Origin of the sequence: Brevibacillus centrosporus (genome assembly GCF_003710815.1) — a bacterium.
Taxonomy (GTDB): Bacteria; Bacillota; Bacilli; order Brevibacillales; family Brevibacillaceae; genus Brevibacillus; species Brevibacillus centrosporus.
Genome location: NZ_RHHP01000002.1, coordinates 134,965 through 151,786, shown reverse-complemented (window position 1 = coordinate 151,786; position 16,822 = coordinate 134,965). Strand labels below are relative to the sequence as shown.

At 52.3% G+C, this 16,822-nt stretch carries 17 protein-coding genes; 16 read left to right on the top strand and 1 reads right to left on the bottom strand.

Features of this window, described 5'->3' with window-relative positions; all coding sequences use genetic code 11:
• Window positions 1-14 precede the first annotated feature (14 nt).
• The 16 genes from hemC (at window position 15) to EDM55_RS30155 (ending at window position 16,569) form a co-directional block, all read left to right on the top strand.
• Window positions 15-944, top strand: coding sequence for a hydroxymethylbilane synthase (hemC, locus tag EDM55_RS03990; protein WP_122959665.1), 930 nt, complete (start codon window positions 15-17; stop codon window positions 942-944).
• The gene (locus EDM55_RS03985; protein ID WP_246070949.1) at window positions 941-1,765 is read left to right on the top strand and encodes a uroporphyrinogen-III synthase; all 825 of its coding nucleotides are present in this window, start codon (window positions 941-943) and stop codon (window positions 1,763-1,765) included. Before hemC ends, EDM55_RS03985 begins: the two co-directional genes overlap by 4 nt.
• Window positions 1,749-2,723, top strand: a complete 975-nt coding sequence (hemB, locus tag EDM55_RS03980; RefSeq protein ID WP_092269664.1) for a porphobilinogen synthase — start codon at window positions 1,749-1,751, stop codon at window positions 2,721-2,723. Before EDM55_RS03985 ends, hemB begins: the two co-directional genes overlap by 17 nt.
• Before the next feature lie 7 nt (window positions 2,724-2,730).
• The gene (hemL, locus tag EDM55_RS03975; RefSeq protein ID WP_122959664.1) at window positions 2,731-4,014 is read left to right on the top strand and encodes a glutamate-1-semialdehyde 2,1-aminomutase; all 1,284 of its coding nucleotides are present in this window, start codon (window positions 2,731-2,733) and stop codon (window positions 4,012-4,014) included.
• 106 nt (window positions 4,015-4,120) lie between these two features.
• The gene (locus EDM55_RS03970; RefSeq protein ID WP_246070950.1) at window positions 4,121-4,609 is read left to right on the top strand and encodes a GyrI-like domain-containing protein; all 489 of its coding nucleotides are present in this window, start codon (window positions 4,121-4,123) and stop codon (window positions 4,607-4,609) included.
• 110 nt (window positions 4,610-4,719) lie between these two features.
• Window positions 4,720-5,514: an alpha/beta fold hydrolase gene (locus EDM55_RS03965; protein WP_122959710.1), complete on the top strand. Its 795-nt coding sequence runs from the start codon at window positions 4,720-4,722 to the stop codon at window positions 5,512-5,514.
• Between the two features lie 90 nt (window positions 5,515-5,604).
• Window positions 5,605-7,479, top strand: coding sequence for a bifunctional metallophosphatase/5'-nucleotidase (locus EDM55_RS03960; protein ID WP_092269657.1), 1,875 nt, complete (start codon window positions 5,605-5,607; stop codon window positions 7,477-7,479).
• A gap of 108 nt (window positions 7,480-7,587) precedes the next feature.
• Complete coding sequence (locus tag EDM55_RS03955) at window positions 7,588-7,917, top strand: PadR family transcriptional regulator (protein WP_092269654.1); 330 nt, start codon at window positions 7,588-7,590, stop codon at window positions 7,915-7,917.
• Entirely contained in the window at window positions 7,904-8,455 is a 552-nt protein-coding gene (locus EDM55_RS03950; protein ID WP_122924777.1) for an HAAS signaling domain-containing protein, read from the top strand. Before EDM55_RS03955 ends, EDM55_RS03950 begins: the two co-directional genes overlap by 14 nt.
• A gap of 1 nt (window position 8,456) precedes the next feature.
• Window positions 8,457-9,305 carry a DUF4097 family beta strand repeat-containing protein gene (locus tag EDM55_RS03945; protein ID WP_122959663.1) on the top strand — a complete coding sequence of 283 codons (849 nt, stop codon included), beginning with the start codon at window positions 8,457-8,459 and terminating at the stop codon, window positions 9,303-9,305.
• A gap of 139 nt (window positions 9,306-9,444) precedes the next feature.
• Window positions 9,445-10,482, top strand: coding sequence for a uroporphyrinogen decarboxylase (gene hemE, locus EDM55_RS03940; RefSeq protein ID WP_092269645.1), 1,038 nt, complete (start codon window positions 9,445-9,447; stop codon window positions 10,480-10,482).
• Window positions 10,483-10,501: 19 nt separating this feature from the next.
• The gene (hemH, locus tag EDM55_RS03935) at window positions 10,502-11,434 is read left to right on the top strand and encodes a ferrochelatase (protein ID WP_122959662.1); all 933 of its coding nucleotides are present in this window, start codon (window positions 10,502-10,504) and stop codon (window positions 11,432-11,434) included.
• 13 nt (window positions 11,435-11,447) lie between these two features.
• Window positions 11,448-12,860 carry a protoporphyrinogen oxidase gene (hemY, locus tag EDM55_RS03930; RefSeq protein ID WP_122959661.1) on the top strand — a complete coding sequence of 471 codons (1,413 nt, stop codon included), beginning with the start codon at window positions 11,448-11,450 and terminating at the stop codon, window positions 12,858-12,860.
• A 272-nt stretch (window positions 12,861-13,132) separates the two neighbouring features.
• Window positions 13,133-14,575 carry a LysM peptidoglycan-binding domain-containing protein gene (locus EDM55_RS03925; protein WP_092269635.1) on the top strand — a complete coding sequence of 481 codons (1,443 nt, stop codon included), beginning with the start codon at window positions 13,133-13,135 and terminating at the stop codon, window positions 14,573-14,575.
• Between the two features lie 13 nt (window positions 14,576-14,588).
• Window positions 14,589-15,587 carry a YutH/CotS family kinase-like spore coat protein gene (locus tag EDM55_RS03920; RefSeq protein ID WP_092269631.1) on the top strand — a complete coding sequence of 333 codons (999 nt, stop codon included), beginning with the start codon at window positions 14,589-14,591 and terminating at the stop codon, window positions 15,585-15,587.
• Window positions 15,574-16,569 (top strand): YutH/CotS family kinase-like spore coat protein, encoded by a 996-nt coding sequence (locus EDM55_RS30155; RefSeq protein WP_092269627.1) that lies wholly within the window; start codon window positions 15,574-15,576, stop codon window positions 16,567-16,569. The genes EDM55_RS03920 and EDM55_RS30155 overlap by 14 nt, the downstream gene beginning before the upstream one ends.
• A gap of 40 nt (window positions 16,570-16,609) precedes the next feature.
• Here EDM55_RS30155 and EDM55_RS03910 read toward each other — a convergent pair whose 3' ends face one another.
• Window positions 16,610-16,792: a YszA family small membrane protein gene (locus tag EDM55_RS03910; RefSeq protein WP_174769294.1), complete on the bottom strand. Its 183-nt coding sequence runs from the start codon at window positions 16,790-16,792 to the stop codon at window positions 16,610-16,612.
• Window positions 16,793-16,822 lie beyond the last annotated feature (30 nt).

Below are 16,822 nucleotides of genomic sequence, written 5' to 3'. Positions count from 1 at the left end.
TCTAGGAGGCAGTCATGAAAAAATGGAACGTGGGTACGCGGCGCAGCAGATTGGCGCTGATTCAGACGAATTGGGTGGTAGACCGTCTGAAGGAGATCGCGCCGGAAGCGGATTTTGCTCTGCATGAGATCGTGACCAAGGGCGACCGCATCCTCGATGTGACCTTGTCCAAGGTCGGGGGAAAAGGCTTGTTTGTAAAAGAGATTGAACAGTCTCTGTATGATAAAGAAACGGATTTTGCCGTACACAGCTTGAAGGACATGCCTGCTGAGCTTCCGGAGGGGCTGGTCATTGGCGCGATTCCCAAACGGGTGGATCCGCGAGATGTACTGCTCTCGAAGGACGGAAAAACGCTGGATGAACTCCCGGAAGGAGCGATTGTGGGAACGAGCAGTCTGCGCCGTGCCGCACAGCTGATGGCGTATCGTCCTGACATCCAGATCGAGTCCTTGCGCGGAAACATCGACACGCGTATGCGCAAGCTTGCGGAAGGAAACTTCGACGGGATCATCCTGGCCGCAGCTGGATTGGAGCGTGCGAGCTTCGATGGAACGATCTCTCAGTACCTGCCAGTCGAAATCTCTTTGCCTGCAGTAGGGCAGGGTGCACTCGCAATCGAATGCCGTGCTGATGATACAGAGACGCTAGAGCTGCTGCGTCAGCTGGATCATCAACCGACGAGATTGGCGGTAACAGCTGAACGCAGCTTCCTGCACAAGCTGCAGGGCGGCTGCCAGGTGCCGATCGGTGCGTATGCGACGATCGGAGAAGGCGACCTGATCACGATGACAGGAATGGTCGGTTCCCCGGATGGCAAGCAAATGTTTAAAAATACCGCGAGCGGCACGGATCCTGTTGCTCTGGGCATACAAGTAGCGGAAGCACTGCTTGCCCAAGGCGCCGGAGAGGTGCTGGCCCAAGTGCTGCGGGAGAATGAGCAATGAGTATGACAGATGCGCAGCTCGAATCTGCTGGACCGCTGGCAGGCAAGCGCATCATGGTCACGAGGGCTCGCAGCCAGGTGCGGGAGCTCGTTGGAAAGATAGAGGCTCTGGGAGGAGAGGCTTATGCCTTTCCTCTTCTGAAAATGGTTGCGCCCGATGATCCAAGTCAGGTGGATGAAGCGATTGCTCAGCTCGAGACGTTTGACTGGCTGATCTTTACCAGTGTGAATGGCGTTCAGTTCTTTTTGGAGCGGATGCGAGCCGTCGGAGCTGGAATCGAAATGATCCATGCCGAGGTGGCAGCAGTTGGCCCGAAAACAGCCGCAGCTTTGCAAAAAGAGGGGCTGAGCGTTGCTGTCATCCCTTCGGATTATGTAGCAGAAGGGCTGCTTTCGAGCTTGCATGATCGGCTTGTTCCCGGTCAGCGTGTGCTGCTCCCAAGGGCGGACATTGCTCGCAAAACTTTGCCGCAAGAACTGGTTCGACTAGGATTGGAAGTGACGGAAGTAGATGTGTATCATACCGTCATCGATGCTGGGCTGGCACCTGAAGCGGCTCGGCGCATTCATAACCACGACATTGATGGAATCCTGTTTACCAGCTCTTCCACCGTGACTCATTTTGTGCAGGCCATGGCTCCTTTTGCCCAGGAAGGATGGCTCGATCAGGTGACAATCGCCTGCATCGGTCCTATCACAGCGGAAACGGCACAGAAAAACGGGCTGAAGGTTCAAGTGGTCGCAACGGAGTTTACTGTGGAGGGCTTGCTTACAGCTTTGATAGAGAAACTGGGAGGGAATAGACATGGCACAAACATTTGATCGTCATCGCCGCCTGCGTAGTAGTGCGGCCATGCGCAATCTGGTTCGGGAAAACCACGTACGGATGGAGGACCTGATCTACCCGCTGTTCGTTGTAGAAGGAAGCAATGTGAAAAAAGAGATTCCTTCCATGCCAGGTGTGTACCAGTTTTCCCTGGATCAACTGGCAATCGAGATGAAGGAAGTCGTTGCGGCAGGTATTGAATCGGTCATCATGTTTGGTGTACCGGAAGCGAAAGATGCGTGCGGTACTGGCGCATACGATGACAGTGCGATTACCCAGCAGGCGATTCGTCTGATTAAAGAAGCTTACCCAGAAATGATCGTGATCGCGGACACCTGCCTGTGTGAGTACACCGATCACGGACACTGTGGCGTCATCCACGATGGAGATGTGGATAACGACGAGTCGCTCAAGCTTTTGGCGCAAACGGCTGTATCCCAAGCGAGGGCCGGAGCTGACATCATCGCGCCTTCCAACATGATGGACGGCTTTGTGATTGCCATCCGTGAAGCGCTCGACGAAGCTGGCTTTACGCATATTCCGATCATGTCCTATGCGGTTAAATACGCTTCTGCTTTCTACGGTCCTTTCCGCGATGCAGCGAATTCTGCTCCACAGTTCGGCGACCGCAAAACGTATCAAATGGATCCGTCCAACTCGCGTGAAGGCTTGCGTGAAGCTGCCTCTGACGTAAAAGAGGGCGCGGACTTCTTGATCGTCAAGCCAGGCTTGGCTTTCATGGACATGGTGGTGCGTCTGCGTGAAAACTTCAACCAGCCTATCGTGGCTTACAACGTGAGCGGCGAGTACTCCATGGTGAAGGCAGCAGCTGCCAATGGCTGGATCGATGAAGAGCGTATCGTGATGGAGACATTGGTCGGCTTCAAGCGTGCGGGTGCCGATCTGATCATTACATATCACGCCAAAGACGTTTCCAAATGGCTGAAAGGGTGACGAGAGCATGAAGAGAGAAAAATCGACACAGCTCTTTGCGGAAGCACAGCACTACATTCCAGGCGGGGTTAACAGCCCGGTACGTGCTTTCAAAAGTGTAGGTGGCAACCCGGTTTACATCGAAAAGGGAGAAGGCTCCCATATCTTTGATGTAGACGGCAACAGCTATATTGATTACATCGGATCCTGGGGTCCGCTGATTCTCGGACATGCGCATCCACGCGTGCTGTCAGCGATTACGGAAGTCGCAGCACTTGGAACGAGCTTTGGTGCACCAACCGAGCGCGAAACCGAAATGGCAAAGCTCGTATGCGAGCTGGTGCCATCGGTAGAAGTGGTACGGATGGTAAACTCCGGTACGGAAGCGACGATGAGCGCATTGCGTCTCGCTCGCGGCTACACCAAGCGCAATAAAATCATGAAATTCGAAGGCTGCTATCACGGTCATGCCGATAGCCTTCTGATCAAGGCCGGTTCCGGTGTCGCGACGCTCGGACTGCCTGACAGCCCAGGCGTACCTGAAGGAACCGCGATCAATACCATTACCGTTCCGTACAACGATTTGGAAAGCGTAAAGCTTGCTTTCTCCTCGTATGGAGACGATATCGCTGCAGTGATCGTCGAGCCGATCGGCGGCAACATGGGGGTAGTTCCTCCGATTGCAGGTTTCCTGGAAGGCTTGCGTGAGATCACACAGCAATACGGAACACTGCTCATTTTCGATGAAGTGATGACAGGCTTCCGTGTCGCACGCGGTGGAGCGCAGGAGCTGTTTGGCATTACACCTGATCTGACCACGATGGGGAAAGTGATCGGTGGCGGACTGCCAGTCGGGGCATATGGCGGCAAACGGGAAATCATGCAGCAAATCGCACCGGCCGGTCCTATCTATCAGGCAGGGACGCTCTCCGGCAACCCGCTGGCAATGGCTGCGGGTCTGACTACGCTGCAAGAGCTCAGCAAACCGGGCGCTTACGAGTATCTAGAAAAGCTGTCCGCGCGTCTGGCAGAAGGCTTGGCGGACAATGCTGCGAAGCTCGGCATCCCGCATACGCTCAATCGCGTTGGATCCATGGTCTGTCTGTTCTTTACCGATACACCGGTTATCAACTACGAGACAGCCAAAACCTCCGATCTGGAGCGGTTCTCTTCCTACTTCAGCCATCTGCTGGAGGAAGGCATCATGATCCCACCGTCCCAATTTGAAGGCATGTTTGTCTCCCTGGCACACACGGAAGCGGATATCGAAAGAACGATTGAAGCAAGCTATCAAGCGATGAAAAAACTGTAGGAAGTATACTGAGAGCTTCTCCTGAACGGATCAGGAGAGGCTTTCTTTTTTTGCGAGTTGTCCTTTCGACTATGGTAAAATAGAAGAAAAAAATGGGAATAGGGGCGTGAAGCAGGTGGAAGGGAGCATCGTGGTCGTACCGCAGAAGTTGCTGATTGGAGTGAGCTTTTCAGGGACTTTCCCAGCCCTGGTTGCAGAAATGCCAAAAGTATGGGAAATGTTTTTGCAAAGACAGCCAGAAATTGCCCAAGTGATCGACCCGCATGTCCGTTACGACATTAGCAGCGAAAATCAGAAGTACCAATTCTTTACGGAGTACATCGCTGTCGAAGTGGAAGCCTTTGCCCAGATTCCCGCAGGTATGGTCGGTTTGACGCTGCCCGAGAAGACCTATGCCCGTTTTAGGCATGAAGGCCCCATGGAGCAGGTGCAGCAAACGTATCTCGGTGCGTTCCAATGGGTGAAAGACAATGGGCATCTGGTAGATGAGCAAGCGCTGCGTATGGAGCGGTACGACGATCGGTTCGTCCCCTCGGTGCATGCTTCCGAGCGCAAAGAAAATGCGTACGAAATCTACCTGCCCCTGAGTTCCTAGTCCGGGACTGACTACCGGCTGTTCGATCTCTTGTGTACGAGCCCCACCAAAAGAGGGAATACTATCCTTTGAAAGCTCTATTGAAAAAAGCCTGGAAAGGAAGATCACATTTGGAAAAACAGATACAGCTCGAAAATGACGTGCATGTCGTCTATCAGGAGGAAGGCAGCGGCACGAAAACGGTCGTTTTGCTGCACGGTTTTTGCGGCAGCTCTGGTTATTGGCAGAAAGTTCTGCCTGCGCTTTCTCCATCCTTTCGCGTCATCGCGGTTGATTTGAGAGGTCATGGGGGCAGCTCCGCTCCAGAAGAGACGTATTCGATGGAAACATTTGCAGAAGATCTCGCCCAGTTTGTGGACAAGCTTGGGGTGGGACCCATTCATTTGTTTGGGCATTCACTGGGCGGGTATGTGACCCTCGCCTTCGCGCAGAAGTATCCGGACAAGCTGGCCAGCTTTGGGCTGATTCATTCGACAGGCTATCCAGACGATGAGGCAACGAAGGCAAATCGGGACAAAGGGGCTGAAAACATTCGGGAAAACGGCATGGAGCCATTTATCAAGGCACTGATCCCGAAACTGTTTGCGCCTGGACATGTGGCGACGATGCCTGAAAACGTGCAGCTGGCAAAGGAGATCGGACTGTTCACGAAGCCAGTCGGAGCCATTCAGACATTAAAAGGGATGCGCGATCGCGTAGATCGTACCGAAGTTCTGCAGCAAACGAAGCTCCCTGTGCTATTAGTCGCGGGTGAAGAGGATCAAATCATTCCTGCTGAAAAAACGTTCACTGCAAATGGGGAAAACATCGAGCAAGTGAAACTGCAGGGTGCTGGTCATATGGGGATGCTGGAGGCACCGGAACAGCTGACAGAAGCAATCGTCCGTTTCGTGTCGAAAAATTAGATAATTCTCACCAATGGCCTAGTAAATTTTGCTATAATGGACAAGGAAATTCTATCAATATAGATACATATGAGAGAGGGGAATTCCCAAATGAAAAAGGCACGTCGTATCACGATGACAGCTTTTGCATCGGTGGTCTTTGCTTCCATGATGGCTACCTCTGCATTTGCTGCACCGCTTCATCCTGTACAGCACGCTGACTGGATGGTCAAAAAATCCATCATCTCCGCTGGTCAAAACGGCGATCTGGCTCTGGATCGCAGCGTAACACTGGCAGAAGCAACGGTTGTCTTTGCAAAACTGAAAGGCGCACAAATCGCTGCACCTGCAAAAGGCGAAAGCTGGTCTGCTCCTTACCTGGCTTGGGCAAAAGCACAAGGCGCTGTCTCTGCAGAGGATGCGGCAAAAGCAACGCAAGTTCTCACCTCCACCAAGCTGGCAGAAGTAGCAAGCAAACTGGGCTACAAGATCGCATTGGAAAACAAAGCGACAGTAACGCGTGGCGATTTCTTCAACGCTTTGGGTGAAGCTGCTACTACGCATATCACGCTTGCTCATACCAACGATACACATGGACATATCCAAGAAGATACCGCACAAAAAGAATTCGGCTATGCAAAAATCGCTACGCTCATTAAAGAGTGGCGCGCGGAAAATCCAAACTTCTTGCTGCTGGATGCAGGTGACACCTTCCAAGGAACGGTATTTGTGAACCAGTTCAAAGGGGAGTCCATCCTGCCTATCCTCAACAGCCTGGACTACACGCTGATGACGGCTGGTAACCACGAGTTTGATTTTGGCTACGAGCAATTGCTGAAGCTGCGCGATTCCCTGGATCATCCCGTGATCAATGCAAACGTATTTACCGCAGATGGCAAAAACCTGCTGGTACCGACGTACAAAGCGGAGATCGGCGGCAAGAAGTTCGCGTTTGTGGGCTTTGTAGCAGAAGATACGCCTGTTCTGACTCACCCGAACAACGTAAAAGGCCTGACGTTCAAAAGCCCGGTAGAAGTGGCTAAAACGATCGTGCCTGAGCTGAAAAAGGAAGCCGATCACGTAGTGGTAGTCTCCCATATCGGTGTGGACGTAGACCGTGAAATCGCGAAAAACGTACCGGGAATCGATCTGATCGTAGGCGGTCATTCCCATACGCCACTGAAAGCACCAGAAGTAGTAAACGGCACCTACATCGTTCAAGACTGGGAGTACGGCAAGTCTCTCGGACGTGCTGACCTGTACTATCTGGGCGAAGAGCTCGTTGCCTTTTCCGGCGGATTGAAAGAGTACGATGAAACCGTCCAAGCGGATCCAGAAGTGGACAAAATGGTAAAAGACGTCGTGTCTCAGATTGACAGCGTAATGAACGTAGTGATCGCGAAGTCCGAAGTACCTTTGGATGGCGACCGCGCACTGGTTCGTGCGAAAGAAACCAACGTCGGAAACCTGATCGCGGACATCATGCTGGAGCGCACGCAGTCCATCAAAGGCCATGAAGCAGATGTAGCACTGGCAAATGGCGGAGGAATCCGTACCCAGCTGAACGCAGGCGACATCACCAAGAAAAACCTGTACACGCTCCTGCCGTTTGAAAACAATACCTTGTCCATCGTAGAAGTAACCGGTGAAGAGCTGAAAGCAGCACTGGAAAACGGGGTAAGCCAAGTAGAAACAGGTGCTGGACGCTTCCCGCAAATCAGCGGCATGAGCTTCTCGTACAACCCGACCAAACCGGCTGGCGAGCGTGTGATCGAGGTAAAAGTTGGCGACAAGCCGCTTGACCTGACCAAAACGTACAAAGTGGCTACCATTGACTTCCTGGCAGCTGGCGGAGATGGCTATGAGTCCTTCAAAAAGCCATTCTTCAACACAGGCTTGTCGATGTACAGTGTCGTAGAAGAAGCACTGATCAAGCGCCAAGTGGTCAATCCAAAAGTAGAAGGTCGCATTGTAGAAGTCAAATAAGGACGTTTAGCAAGGGCAGGGCGCTGCAAGGCACCCTGTCCTTTTCTTCGTAAAGTACCTTGCAATATACAGTACCTGTTTGGTAAACTTTGACATGGGTGATGGACATTGAATGTGCAATTTAAAAAAGGCGTTTTGGAGCTTTGTGTCTTGGTTTTGACGGCCAAGCGTGACAGGTACGGCTACGAGCTTGTTGCGAGCATCTCGGAAAAGTTTCACATCGCCGAAGGTACGGTCTATCCCTTGCTGCGTCGGTTGACTCAGGATGGTTACTTTACCACATATCTGATGGAATCACAGGAAGGGCCGCCGCGCAAATACTACCGGTTGACAAAGCAAGGGCGTGAGTACATGAACGATCTTGTTTTGGAGTGGCGCATTTTTGACCGCGGTGTCAACCAGATCATAGGGGAGGGACTCGGTTATGACGAGACGTGAGTTCATGGATGAAATGGGCTCGTTGCTAAGCGAATTGCCAGACAAGGAACGGCTCGATATTTTGGCAGACTATACCGAGCATTTTTTGATGGGGATACAGGAAGGAAAAAATGAGCATGAGATCGCAGAGGCATTGGGAAGTCCCAAGCTGCTGGCTCGTGAGCTGCTTGCAGGGTACCGGATCAATCAGGCGCAGTCAAACGCTTCCGTGGGAAATATGACGCGTGCCATCGTGGCCACTGTCAGTCTCGGATTTTTTAATTTGATTTTCGTGCTGGGACCGTTCTTGGCTTTGATCGGGGTATTGATCTCCTGTTATTGTGTAGCTGTGACTCTACTGGCGGCGCCGCTGGGGATGGTGGTTCAGTACGGTATCCCAACGGTATCCCAGGAAAGGCTCTTTTTGCTGTTCGGCAGTCTGGCCTCTGTTGGATTGGGTGGCATGCTGATCATCGGCCTGCTGCGTCTGACTAGATGGATGTATCGGCAATTTTTGCGGTATCTCCAGTTCAACGTGCAAATGATCAGGGGGAAATAAAATGAGAAACGTAGCAAAGAAGCTGTTCGGTCTCTGCTTGCTGCTCTTTATCATTGGAGTAGCCGGACTTGGTTGGCTATTTTCCAAGCAGGAGCAGTTTGCATTTTCCTTAAAGACAATCGATGAGGCTCGAACCATAGAACAGAAGGTCAAAGCATTGGATTTGTCGGTCGACACGACGGATGTCTTGATCAAAAAGAGCGATACGGGTTCGACCATGGTCCGGCTGGTAGGGGAAACGGCAGAAGACGATGTGGACAGAATTCAATTTGAGAGCAATGTGGACGCAGATGGAATGCTGCGCGTGAGTGTGCGAAAGCCCATGCAGTTCAAACCGTTTTTCATGGGGAATGGCCAATTGCGGGTAGAAGTCATGCTGCCGGAAGCAGTCTACGATTCCATTTCCCTGGAAACAGCTACGGGCGATATCAAGAGCGAAGCGATCGCAGCCAAGGAAGCAAATGTGACCTCGAGCACAGGAGATATCGACATCGCAGGATTTACGGGAGACAGGCTCACTCTCGATACGGATACCGGGGATATGAAGCTTTTGAACATTCGATCGGCTCTGACTATCGAGAGCAGTACAGGGGACGTGTCGAAATTAGTGTTGTCCGAGCTTTCACACGATGTGGATATTCGTACGGATACGGGAGATATACGTCTATCTACTGAAAAGAAGCCGGCAGAAGCCAAATTGGAGCTGCAAACGGATACAGGTGACATTTCGGTGGATTGGCCAGGGTTGAATTACGAGGAAAAAGAAGAGCATTACGTGAAAGCTTCGGCTGGTTCGGGTGGTTCCATTCTTTCCGTAAAAACATCGACAGGCGATATTCGCATTCAATAGGGGAAGATTGGAAAGACTGATGGAATAGCTTGGCAAAACGAGAAACGAAAAGATTTTGACACAAAAGGTCCCTACATTGTCGAATGCCCAATGGTATCATAGGGTAGGGGAAGATTCTTGTGTAAAGAGAGGTTTATTCATGACCGCAAAACCATTTAACGATACGTTTTTGAAAGCATGTCGAAAGGAAGCGACGGACCATGTACCAGTTTGGTACATGCGGCAAGCTGGACGTTACCAGCCTGAATACCGTGCGATCCGGGCGAAGCATAGCTTTTTTGAAATGAATTACATACCGGAAGTCTGTGCGGAAGTAACGCGTTTGCCAGTGGAGCAGCTGGGCGTGGATGCAGCTATCCTGTTTGCCGATATTATGACGCCACTCAAGCCGATTGGGGTCGATGTGAACATTGAATCGGGAATTGGTCCAGTGATTGCCAATCCGATTCAGTCACTTGCAGATGTACAGCGACTGCATGAGCTGGAACCAGAGACGCATGTTCCGTACATTTTGGAGTCGATCAAGATTTTGCGCCAGCAGCTGTCTGTGCCGCTGATCGGTTTCGCGGGTGCGCCGTTTACGCTTGCCAGCTATATGATCGAGGGCGGCCCTTCAAAGCATTACCATAAAACAAAAGCATTCATGTATACCGAGCCACAAGCATGGCAAGCGCTGATGGACCGACTGGGCGACTTGACGATTACGTACCTCAAAGCACAGGTCGCAGCAGGTGCACAGGCTGTTCAGGTGTTTGACTCGTGGGTAGGTGCATTGAACGACGAGGACTACCGTGAATATATTACTCCAGTGATGACCCGCATTTTCCATGCATTGAAGGACACGGGCGTTCCCACCATTTACTTCGGAATCGGTGCGGGACATCTCTTGATGGACTGGAACGCTCTTCCGGTGGACGTCGTGGGTCTGGATTGGCGCACGTCGATCACTACGGCGAGAGAAATGGGCGTAACCAAGACGCTGCAGGGCAATCTGGATCCTACCTTGCTCTTGGCGCCATGGGAAAAGCTCGAGTCCAAGGCAAAGGAAATTTTGGATGAGGGAACCCGTCAGCCAGGCTTCATTTTCAATCTGGGCCACGGTGTCTTCCCTGATGCGAAGGTAGAGACTTTGCAAAAGCTGACCCAGTTCATTCACAGCTACAAACGCAACTTGTAAGCCAGGAGGCGTATGGACGATGGCAAAAAGAAAGACGGGGCTGCTGATGATGGCCTATGGCACACCGCGCAGCAGCGAAGATATTGAACCGTACTACACACATATCCGACGCGGAAGAAGACCTCCACAGGAGCAGCTGGACGATCTGAAGGCACGCTATGAGGCTGTCGGAGGGCTGAACCGTTTCGCTGAGATTACAGACGAGCAAGTATCGGCATTGGTGAAGGAAATGAACGAGCGTTATCCGGATCGGGAGTTCGTCGGATACCTCGGCCTGAAGCACATCGCCCCTTTTATCGAGGATGCCGTGGAACAGATGAAGCAGGACGGAATCACGGAAGCGGTCAGCCTGGTCCTCGCGCCGCACTACTCCAGCTACAGCGTAAAAGAGTACAACGGCCGGGCCAAGGAGCATGCTGAGGCGATTAATGGCCCAGAGATTCACAGCATCGAGAGCTGGTATCTCGAGCCAGGCTTTATCGACTACTGGGTCAAAGCGATCAACGATACGTTTGCCCAAATGCCGGCTGAGCATCGGGAAAAGGCAGTCGTTATTTTCTCTGCCCATAGCTTGCCGGAAAAAATCTTGAAAGCGGGAGATCCGTATCCGCGCCAGCTGGAGGAAACCGCCAAGCTGATTGCGGAAAAGTCGGAGATTCCTGATTTTGCGATCGGCTGGCAAAGTGCGGGCAACACGCCTGAGCCATGGCTGGGTCCCGACGTTCAGGATCTGACACGCGAGCTCTATTCGAAATACGGCTTTACTACTTACGTATACTGTCCAGTTGGTTTCGTTGCCGAGCATCTGGAAGTGTTGTACGACAATGATTATGAATGCAAGACGGTCACTGAAGAACTGGGCGTCCAATATTACCGCCCGCCGATGCCGAATGCCAGACCTGCTTTTATCTCCTGTCTGGCCGATGCCGTCGGGAAAAAGCTGGCGGACTAGGGGATCGATTTGTATGAGTGACAAAACGTATCATATTACGATTGTAGGTGGCGGCATCACAGGTTTGACCGCCGCCTTTTATTTGCAGAAGGAAATTGAAGAAAAAGGCTTGCCGATTCAGTTCCAGCTTCTTGAGGAAAATGGACGACTCGGCGGCAAGATTCAGACATGGCGGCATGAAGGCTTTGTCATCGAGCAAGGGCCAGATTCCTTCCTGGAGCGAAAAACAAGCGCGGCGCAGCTAGCGACGGATCTCGGGCTTGCGCAGGAGCTCGTTCGAAACAGCACGGGACAGGCCTACATCTGGCACAACGAACGGCTGATCCCGATTCCTGAAGGGGCTGTCATGGGCGTTCCCACGAAGCTCATGCCGTTTGTCACGACCGATCTGATTTCCTGGCCAGGGAAAATTCGTGCCGCCGCTGACTTGATCTTGCCTGCATCAAGTGGTGACGGGGACATCTCGGTCGGGGAATTTTTCCGCCGCCGCTTGGGTGATGAGGTCATTGAAAATCTGATTCAGCCGTTGTTGTCTGGCGTCTACTCAGGCGATATTGACAACCTGAGTCTCCTCGCCAGCTTCCCGCAATTCGCCCAGATGGAGAAGCAGCACCGCAGTCTCATCCTGGCTATGAAAAAGTCTAGGCCGCAGGCGAAGGTGCAAGGAAAGCCCAAAGGAATTTTTCTCACCCTGAAAAACGGTTTGGAATCGTTGGTTGAGGGGATTGAGAATGAGCTGCCAGCCAGTGCCATCCGTAAAAATACAGGGGTCAAAGAGCTGCTGAAGCAGGAATCCGGAAAATATACGCTCGTTATGAAAGACGGGGAGCGGATGGAAACAGATGCCGTTTTGTTCACCGTTCCTCATGCTGTTGCCGAACCGTTATTACGTCCTTATACGTCTGTACCTTCCTTGCCACAGGCAAAGCCCCATATGGTGGCTACGATCAGCATGGCGTTTCCGGAATCAGCTGTCGACTTAGGCTTGGAGGGAACGGGCTTTATCGTTCCTCGCAACGCTGGTGCGAAAATCACAGCGTGTACATGGGCGCATCGTAAATGGCCGCATACGACTCCCGCAGGAGCGGCACTGCTGCGCTGTTTCGTAGGGAAAGCCAAGGAGCAATCGTTCATGGAGCTGACCGATGAAGAAGTCATGGAGCTCGCGCTGCGAGATTTGCACAAAACCATGACGATCCGTCAGAAACCAGACTTCTACCGCGTGACGCGATTGCAGAACGCCATCCCGTACGTCGTGGGCCACCAGGCATGGGCGCGGGACGTTTCCGAAAAAGTGGCGAGCAGCCTCCCGGGAGTCATGCTGGCTGGGGCATCGTACAACGGTGTAGGTGTGCCGGATTGCATCGATCAGGGGAAAAAGGCTGTCCCCCATTTGCTAGAGACTGTTCAGAGATTGAGAAAATGATGATTAGTGCAAAGAAGCCTCGCCTTGTGGAGCAGGCTTCTTTTTTATGCTCTTGAACCCGAATCATCGTGAAATGCCGCAGCTGCCGCAGAAAGGAAAAGCTGGCCGAGGAAAAGGGAGAAAATTTTCCTCCCCTCCGCCAAAGTTCGAACCTAAGCCAGCATTTTCCCATCCTTCATGCCATTCACTGTTTCTAGAATTTCCGGTGCTAAACGACTTGTCCTGCCCATATAGTATAGGGAAATGTCCTGCACCTGAAAGGAGGAGCATGAATGGCATTACAGGATGGATTGCTCTCGTTTGCCATCAAGGAGACCATTTTCCTGTCATCCGATAGAGCTGGAATAGGCGAGTTGCAAGAGCTGGAACTGGTACCGGATGTAGAGGTATTGGAGAATGAATCCTACATCTCCATCACAGGCTGCTTGCAGTTGTTCGGGAAGTACGAGCCGATCAGGGATACCGCTGCGGCGAACGGCGGGGGAACGGAAACTCTGGTTGAGGCAATGACTTTCGCGCCGTTTCGGCCAGAAGGTTCGGAGGGGCCGTATTACGGCTGGGAGGAGCAGATCAGTCATCGCGTACCGCTCAACATCACGATTCCACTAGAACGTATTGCGGAGATCGGCGATATCTACGCGATCGTGGACAGCTTTGACTACAGCATGGAATCCCCGCATCAACTGCTGATCGAAGCAGAGCTGAAGATTGTTGGAATCATGCTTTCGGATCAGACGGCAGAATCGCCTGCCCAGCCAGAGTCTGCCCGTCAGGAAGAGGCATGGGAGTTCGCCCATGTGGCATCCGAGCAACCAGACAACGTAGTGGAGCCTGCTTCACTCGAGGAAATCGAGCAAAAGCTGGTTGAGCTTGAGCAGCAGATGGAGAGGCAGGCAGAACCAATCGCTTACGAGGAAGAAGACTCGACTTCGTTATACAATGCACCGGCTGTCGAGGTTTCAACACATGATTACTATGAGCCTCAAAGCTATGGGGAAGTGACCGAATCGACAGAGGAGCAGCCTACCTATTATCCACAAGAGGCGTATACCGATACTTCGATAGCCTGGGGAGCAGATACACCCGCTATCGAATCAGCGGGATATGAGGAGTTACCTGTTTATGAACCGCAAGTAACGAATGAGGATCAGGTAGATAATCAATGGGGCGATGCTCCCCTGCAGAGAGATGAGCCGGAAGAAGCGACCCTGGCTATTCACGACCATCATGATCCGGATTTTACACCGGTAGCTACGGAAGAGACTTCGCAGGCAGAAGAGCAGGTGGAGGAAGCTGTTCCGGTAATGGCAGAGCCAGAAGCCAGTGAAGAAGTTGAACTGCGTGTAGCGATTTCAGGCAAGCCTTCGCGCGAAGAGACGGGAAATGTCAATATTACCTCCATCTTTTCGCAAGCCAGTCGTGCAAAACAGGAAGCATTGGCCCAGGAGGCAGCAGAATCCTCCAGCTCCTCACGCAGGGGAGGCTCGACAGCCAATGCCACTCCGTCCACTGTGGAAGCGATGCAAAACCTGACCTCCTTTATTCGCCATAAAGAGGAGCGCTCCAGTCGTTTGAAGATGTGCATTATTCAGCGAGATGAGACTTTGGAGCTGATCTCCCAACGCTATTCCCTGCCCGTTTCCAAAATTGTGGAAGTGAATCGACTCGCATCGGAGCAGCTTGTCGCCGGACAAATCCTGTACATTCCACAGTGAGGAGTGGGGGACCGTGGACAAGATCGATTTATCCGAGGTTTGTCAAAACTATCGAGCACGCGTAATCCGTGTCACGCCACTCGATGATTGCTATTTGCTGGAGACAAACCGGGGCCCCAAAGAACTGCATGTCTGGCCGCGTATCGACGTGATGCGCTGGTCGTTTGCCTGGCGCGAACGACTGGCGCGTCAAGGTTTTCGTGAGGTGGAGCGCTTTATCCGCACACGCGAGTCCAAACCGTACGTTCTCGTAGGCAAGCAGGGTGTCACGATGACCGATCACGTAAGGAAGCTGGAGGCGTTTCATCCTGAGCGGGATACGGCCTATCAAAGTGGGCGTGTCGTCGCCATGATGCATCTCTCCCAACAGGAAAGCAATTTGCTGGCGGGTGCAGATTATTTACGGCAGGAGCAGATGAAGGCAGAGACGGAATGGACGCGGGCCAAGTCCCTGTTCGAATCCTATCGTGCCAAATTCGCCAAGGAAAAAGGAGAAAAACGCTGGGTGGGCAGCTTGATGCAGCCATTGCTGCAGCGAATGGAACGATCGGTCACGATGCTCGGAGATGACCGGATCGCAGCGGATGTGCTCAGTGTTTCTCATAAAGATCTAATGTCTGACAACTGGGGACTTGCCAACGGAAGGCTCCATTTGCGAGGCTTCTTCCGACCTGCTCTCTCCGTCCAGCAGCGTGACGTAGCCGGATATTTACGCCACCTGTATTTGACGCAGCTCGATCTGAGTCAAGTCGATGCTTTTCTGGATGGCTATGAGGAAGTGAAGCCCCTCACCCGTGAAGATTACACTTTGATGCTCGCATTTATGGCACGTCCAAGGGAGATTTGGCGGAGTGTGGAAGCCTACGTCAATCGCGTTTCGAAAAACAAGGAAATGCCGATAACCGGAATCGAGCAGGCCATTAAAAGCCAGCAGTCCGTGGATGTTTTGCTGCGGCACATTGCTGACCGGGCCGAGCGACCAAGGAGTGAGAGCGCCAATGAGCCGCTTTGAAGACATCTTCCCACTGTTTCAGGAGTATGACATGTTTGCCCAGAACATCGATGTCCTGAAGGAGCCAAACGTCTTCAAGGCGATCACTCCGTATGGCTCGTACGTCTGCAAACGAACACAGGCTCCTGGACAGCGCCTTCTCTATGTGAGCGATGTATTGCGTCAGCTGAAACGACGGGGATGGGATGGGGCTGTCCCATTTTTGCACACCAAATATGACGATCCGTTCGTCCAATACCAGGATGCGACCTACTATCTAACCTCCTGGCAGCCGAGCAGTGAGCCAGGAGAGGATCAACCGCTTGCTTGGGCTACCCCTACCTTGGAGCGCTTGGCAGAGCTTCATCACTTGACGCAAAATTACCGCTTCGACGATCCGCGGCAGGTGGAGCCGTTGATTGATTCCTTGCTCAATCGCTGGCACTATTGGCAAAAGCAAGTGGATAAGGCGGCACAAATTGCAAGCGAGCGTCCCTATCAGTCTCCGTTTGATTTGGTCTTTCTAGCAAATCGAGCGTTCATCGCAGAGTTGGCCAAGTCAGCTGCGGATCTGTTACTTGACTGGAGGGAGCGACATGAGACGCACGCGCATTTTCGACTGTCATTGATCCATGGATCCCCGCATCCTGCCCACGTCATATTGGACCGCTTTGGAAAAGGCAAGCTGCTGAATTTCGATCGTGCGACATTTGATACGCCAATCAGGGATTTGACCTTGTTTTATCGGACGTACTTTCAAATGGCTGGAGATGAAACCGGCGCTTCGCAGCTTTTCCGCCATTACTCCGCCATCTTCCCGCTGCGGCCCGAAGAGATCGAGCTGTTGGCTGCGTTTCTTTCGTATCCGGAGCGCATCATGCGGGATGTCGATATCTACTACAATGGCCGCCGGGAATGGAGCGAGTTGTATGCCGTCAAACGGCTGGAAAAAGATATGGACCGCTTGATGCGGCTGCATCGTTGGGTCCAGCAAGCGTTTTAGGGAGCAGCGTCTCACGTGTGGGGCGTTGTTTTTCTTTGCGCTAACACCAGTCCAGCGCTATTGCTACATAGGTCAACGCCAGGATTCCCAGGATGACGACGTCAAAGGAGGTTGGCAAAATGATCGTGCGGACGAATTGAAAGATAATCAGGGGAATCAACACTTGCTTTAATCCGTATTTGATACGCAGGTAGGTAGGATTGTACTTCCAGCGAAAATTCATCACAATCACCTCATTACTATCCTATGCGCC

What these genes read in the sequence shown, in the direction of transcription:
- hemC (WP_122959665.1), top strand. Translation starts at nt 15, where the DNA reads ATGAAAAAATGGAACGTGGGTACGCGGCGCAGCAGATTGGCGCTGATT.
- EDM55_RS03985 (WP_246070949.1), top strand. Translation starts at nt 941, where the DNA reads ATGAGTATGACAGATGCGCAGCTCGAATCTGCTGGACCGCTGGCAGGC.
- hemB (WP_092269664.1), top strand. Translation starts at nt 1,749, where the DNA reads ATGGCACAAACATTTGATCGTCATCGCCGCCTGCGTAGTAGTGCGGCC.
- hemL (WP_122959664.1), top strand. Translation starts at nt 2,731, where the DNA reads ATGAAGAGAGAAAAATCGACACAGCTCTTTGCGGAAGCACAGCACTAC.
- EDM55_RS03960 (WP_092269657.1), top strand. Translation starts at nt 5,605, where the DNA reads ATGAAAAAGGCACGTCGTATCACGATGACAGCTTTTGCATCGGTGGTC.
- EDM55_RS03950 (WP_122924777.1), top strand. Translation starts at nt 7,904, where the DNA reads ATGACGAGACGTGAGTTCATGGATGAAATGGGCTCGTTGCTAAGCGAA.
- EDM55_RS03945 (WP_122959663.1), top strand. Translation starts at nt 8,457, where the DNA reads ATGAGAAACGTAGCAAAGAAGCTGTTCGGTCTCTGCTTGCTGCTCTTT.
- hemE (WP_092269645.1), top strand. Translation starts at nt 9,445, where the DNA reads ATGACCGCAAAACCATTTAACGATACGTTTTTGAAAGCATGTCGAAAG.
- hemH (WP_122959662.1), top strand. Translation starts at nt 10,502, where the DNA reads ATGGCAAAAAGAAAGACGGGGCTGCTGATGATGGCCTATGGCACACCG.
- hemY (WP_122959661.1), top strand. Translation starts at nt 11,448, where the DNA reads ATGAGTGACAAAACGTATCATATTACGATTGTAGGTGGCGGCATCACA.
- EDM55_RS03925 (WP_092269635.1), top strand. Translation starts at nt 13,133, where the DNA reads ATGGCATTACAGGATGGATTGCTCTCGTTTGCCATCAAGGAGACCATT.
- EDM55_RS30155 (WP_092269627.1), top strand. Translation starts at nt 15,574, where the DNA reads ATGAGCCGCTTTGAAGACATCTTCCCACTGTTTCAGGAGTATGACATG.
- EDM55_RS03910 (WP_174769294.1), bottom strand. Translation starts at nt 16,792, where the DNA reads ATGAATTTTCGCTGGAAGTACAATCCTACCTACCTGCGTATCAAATAC.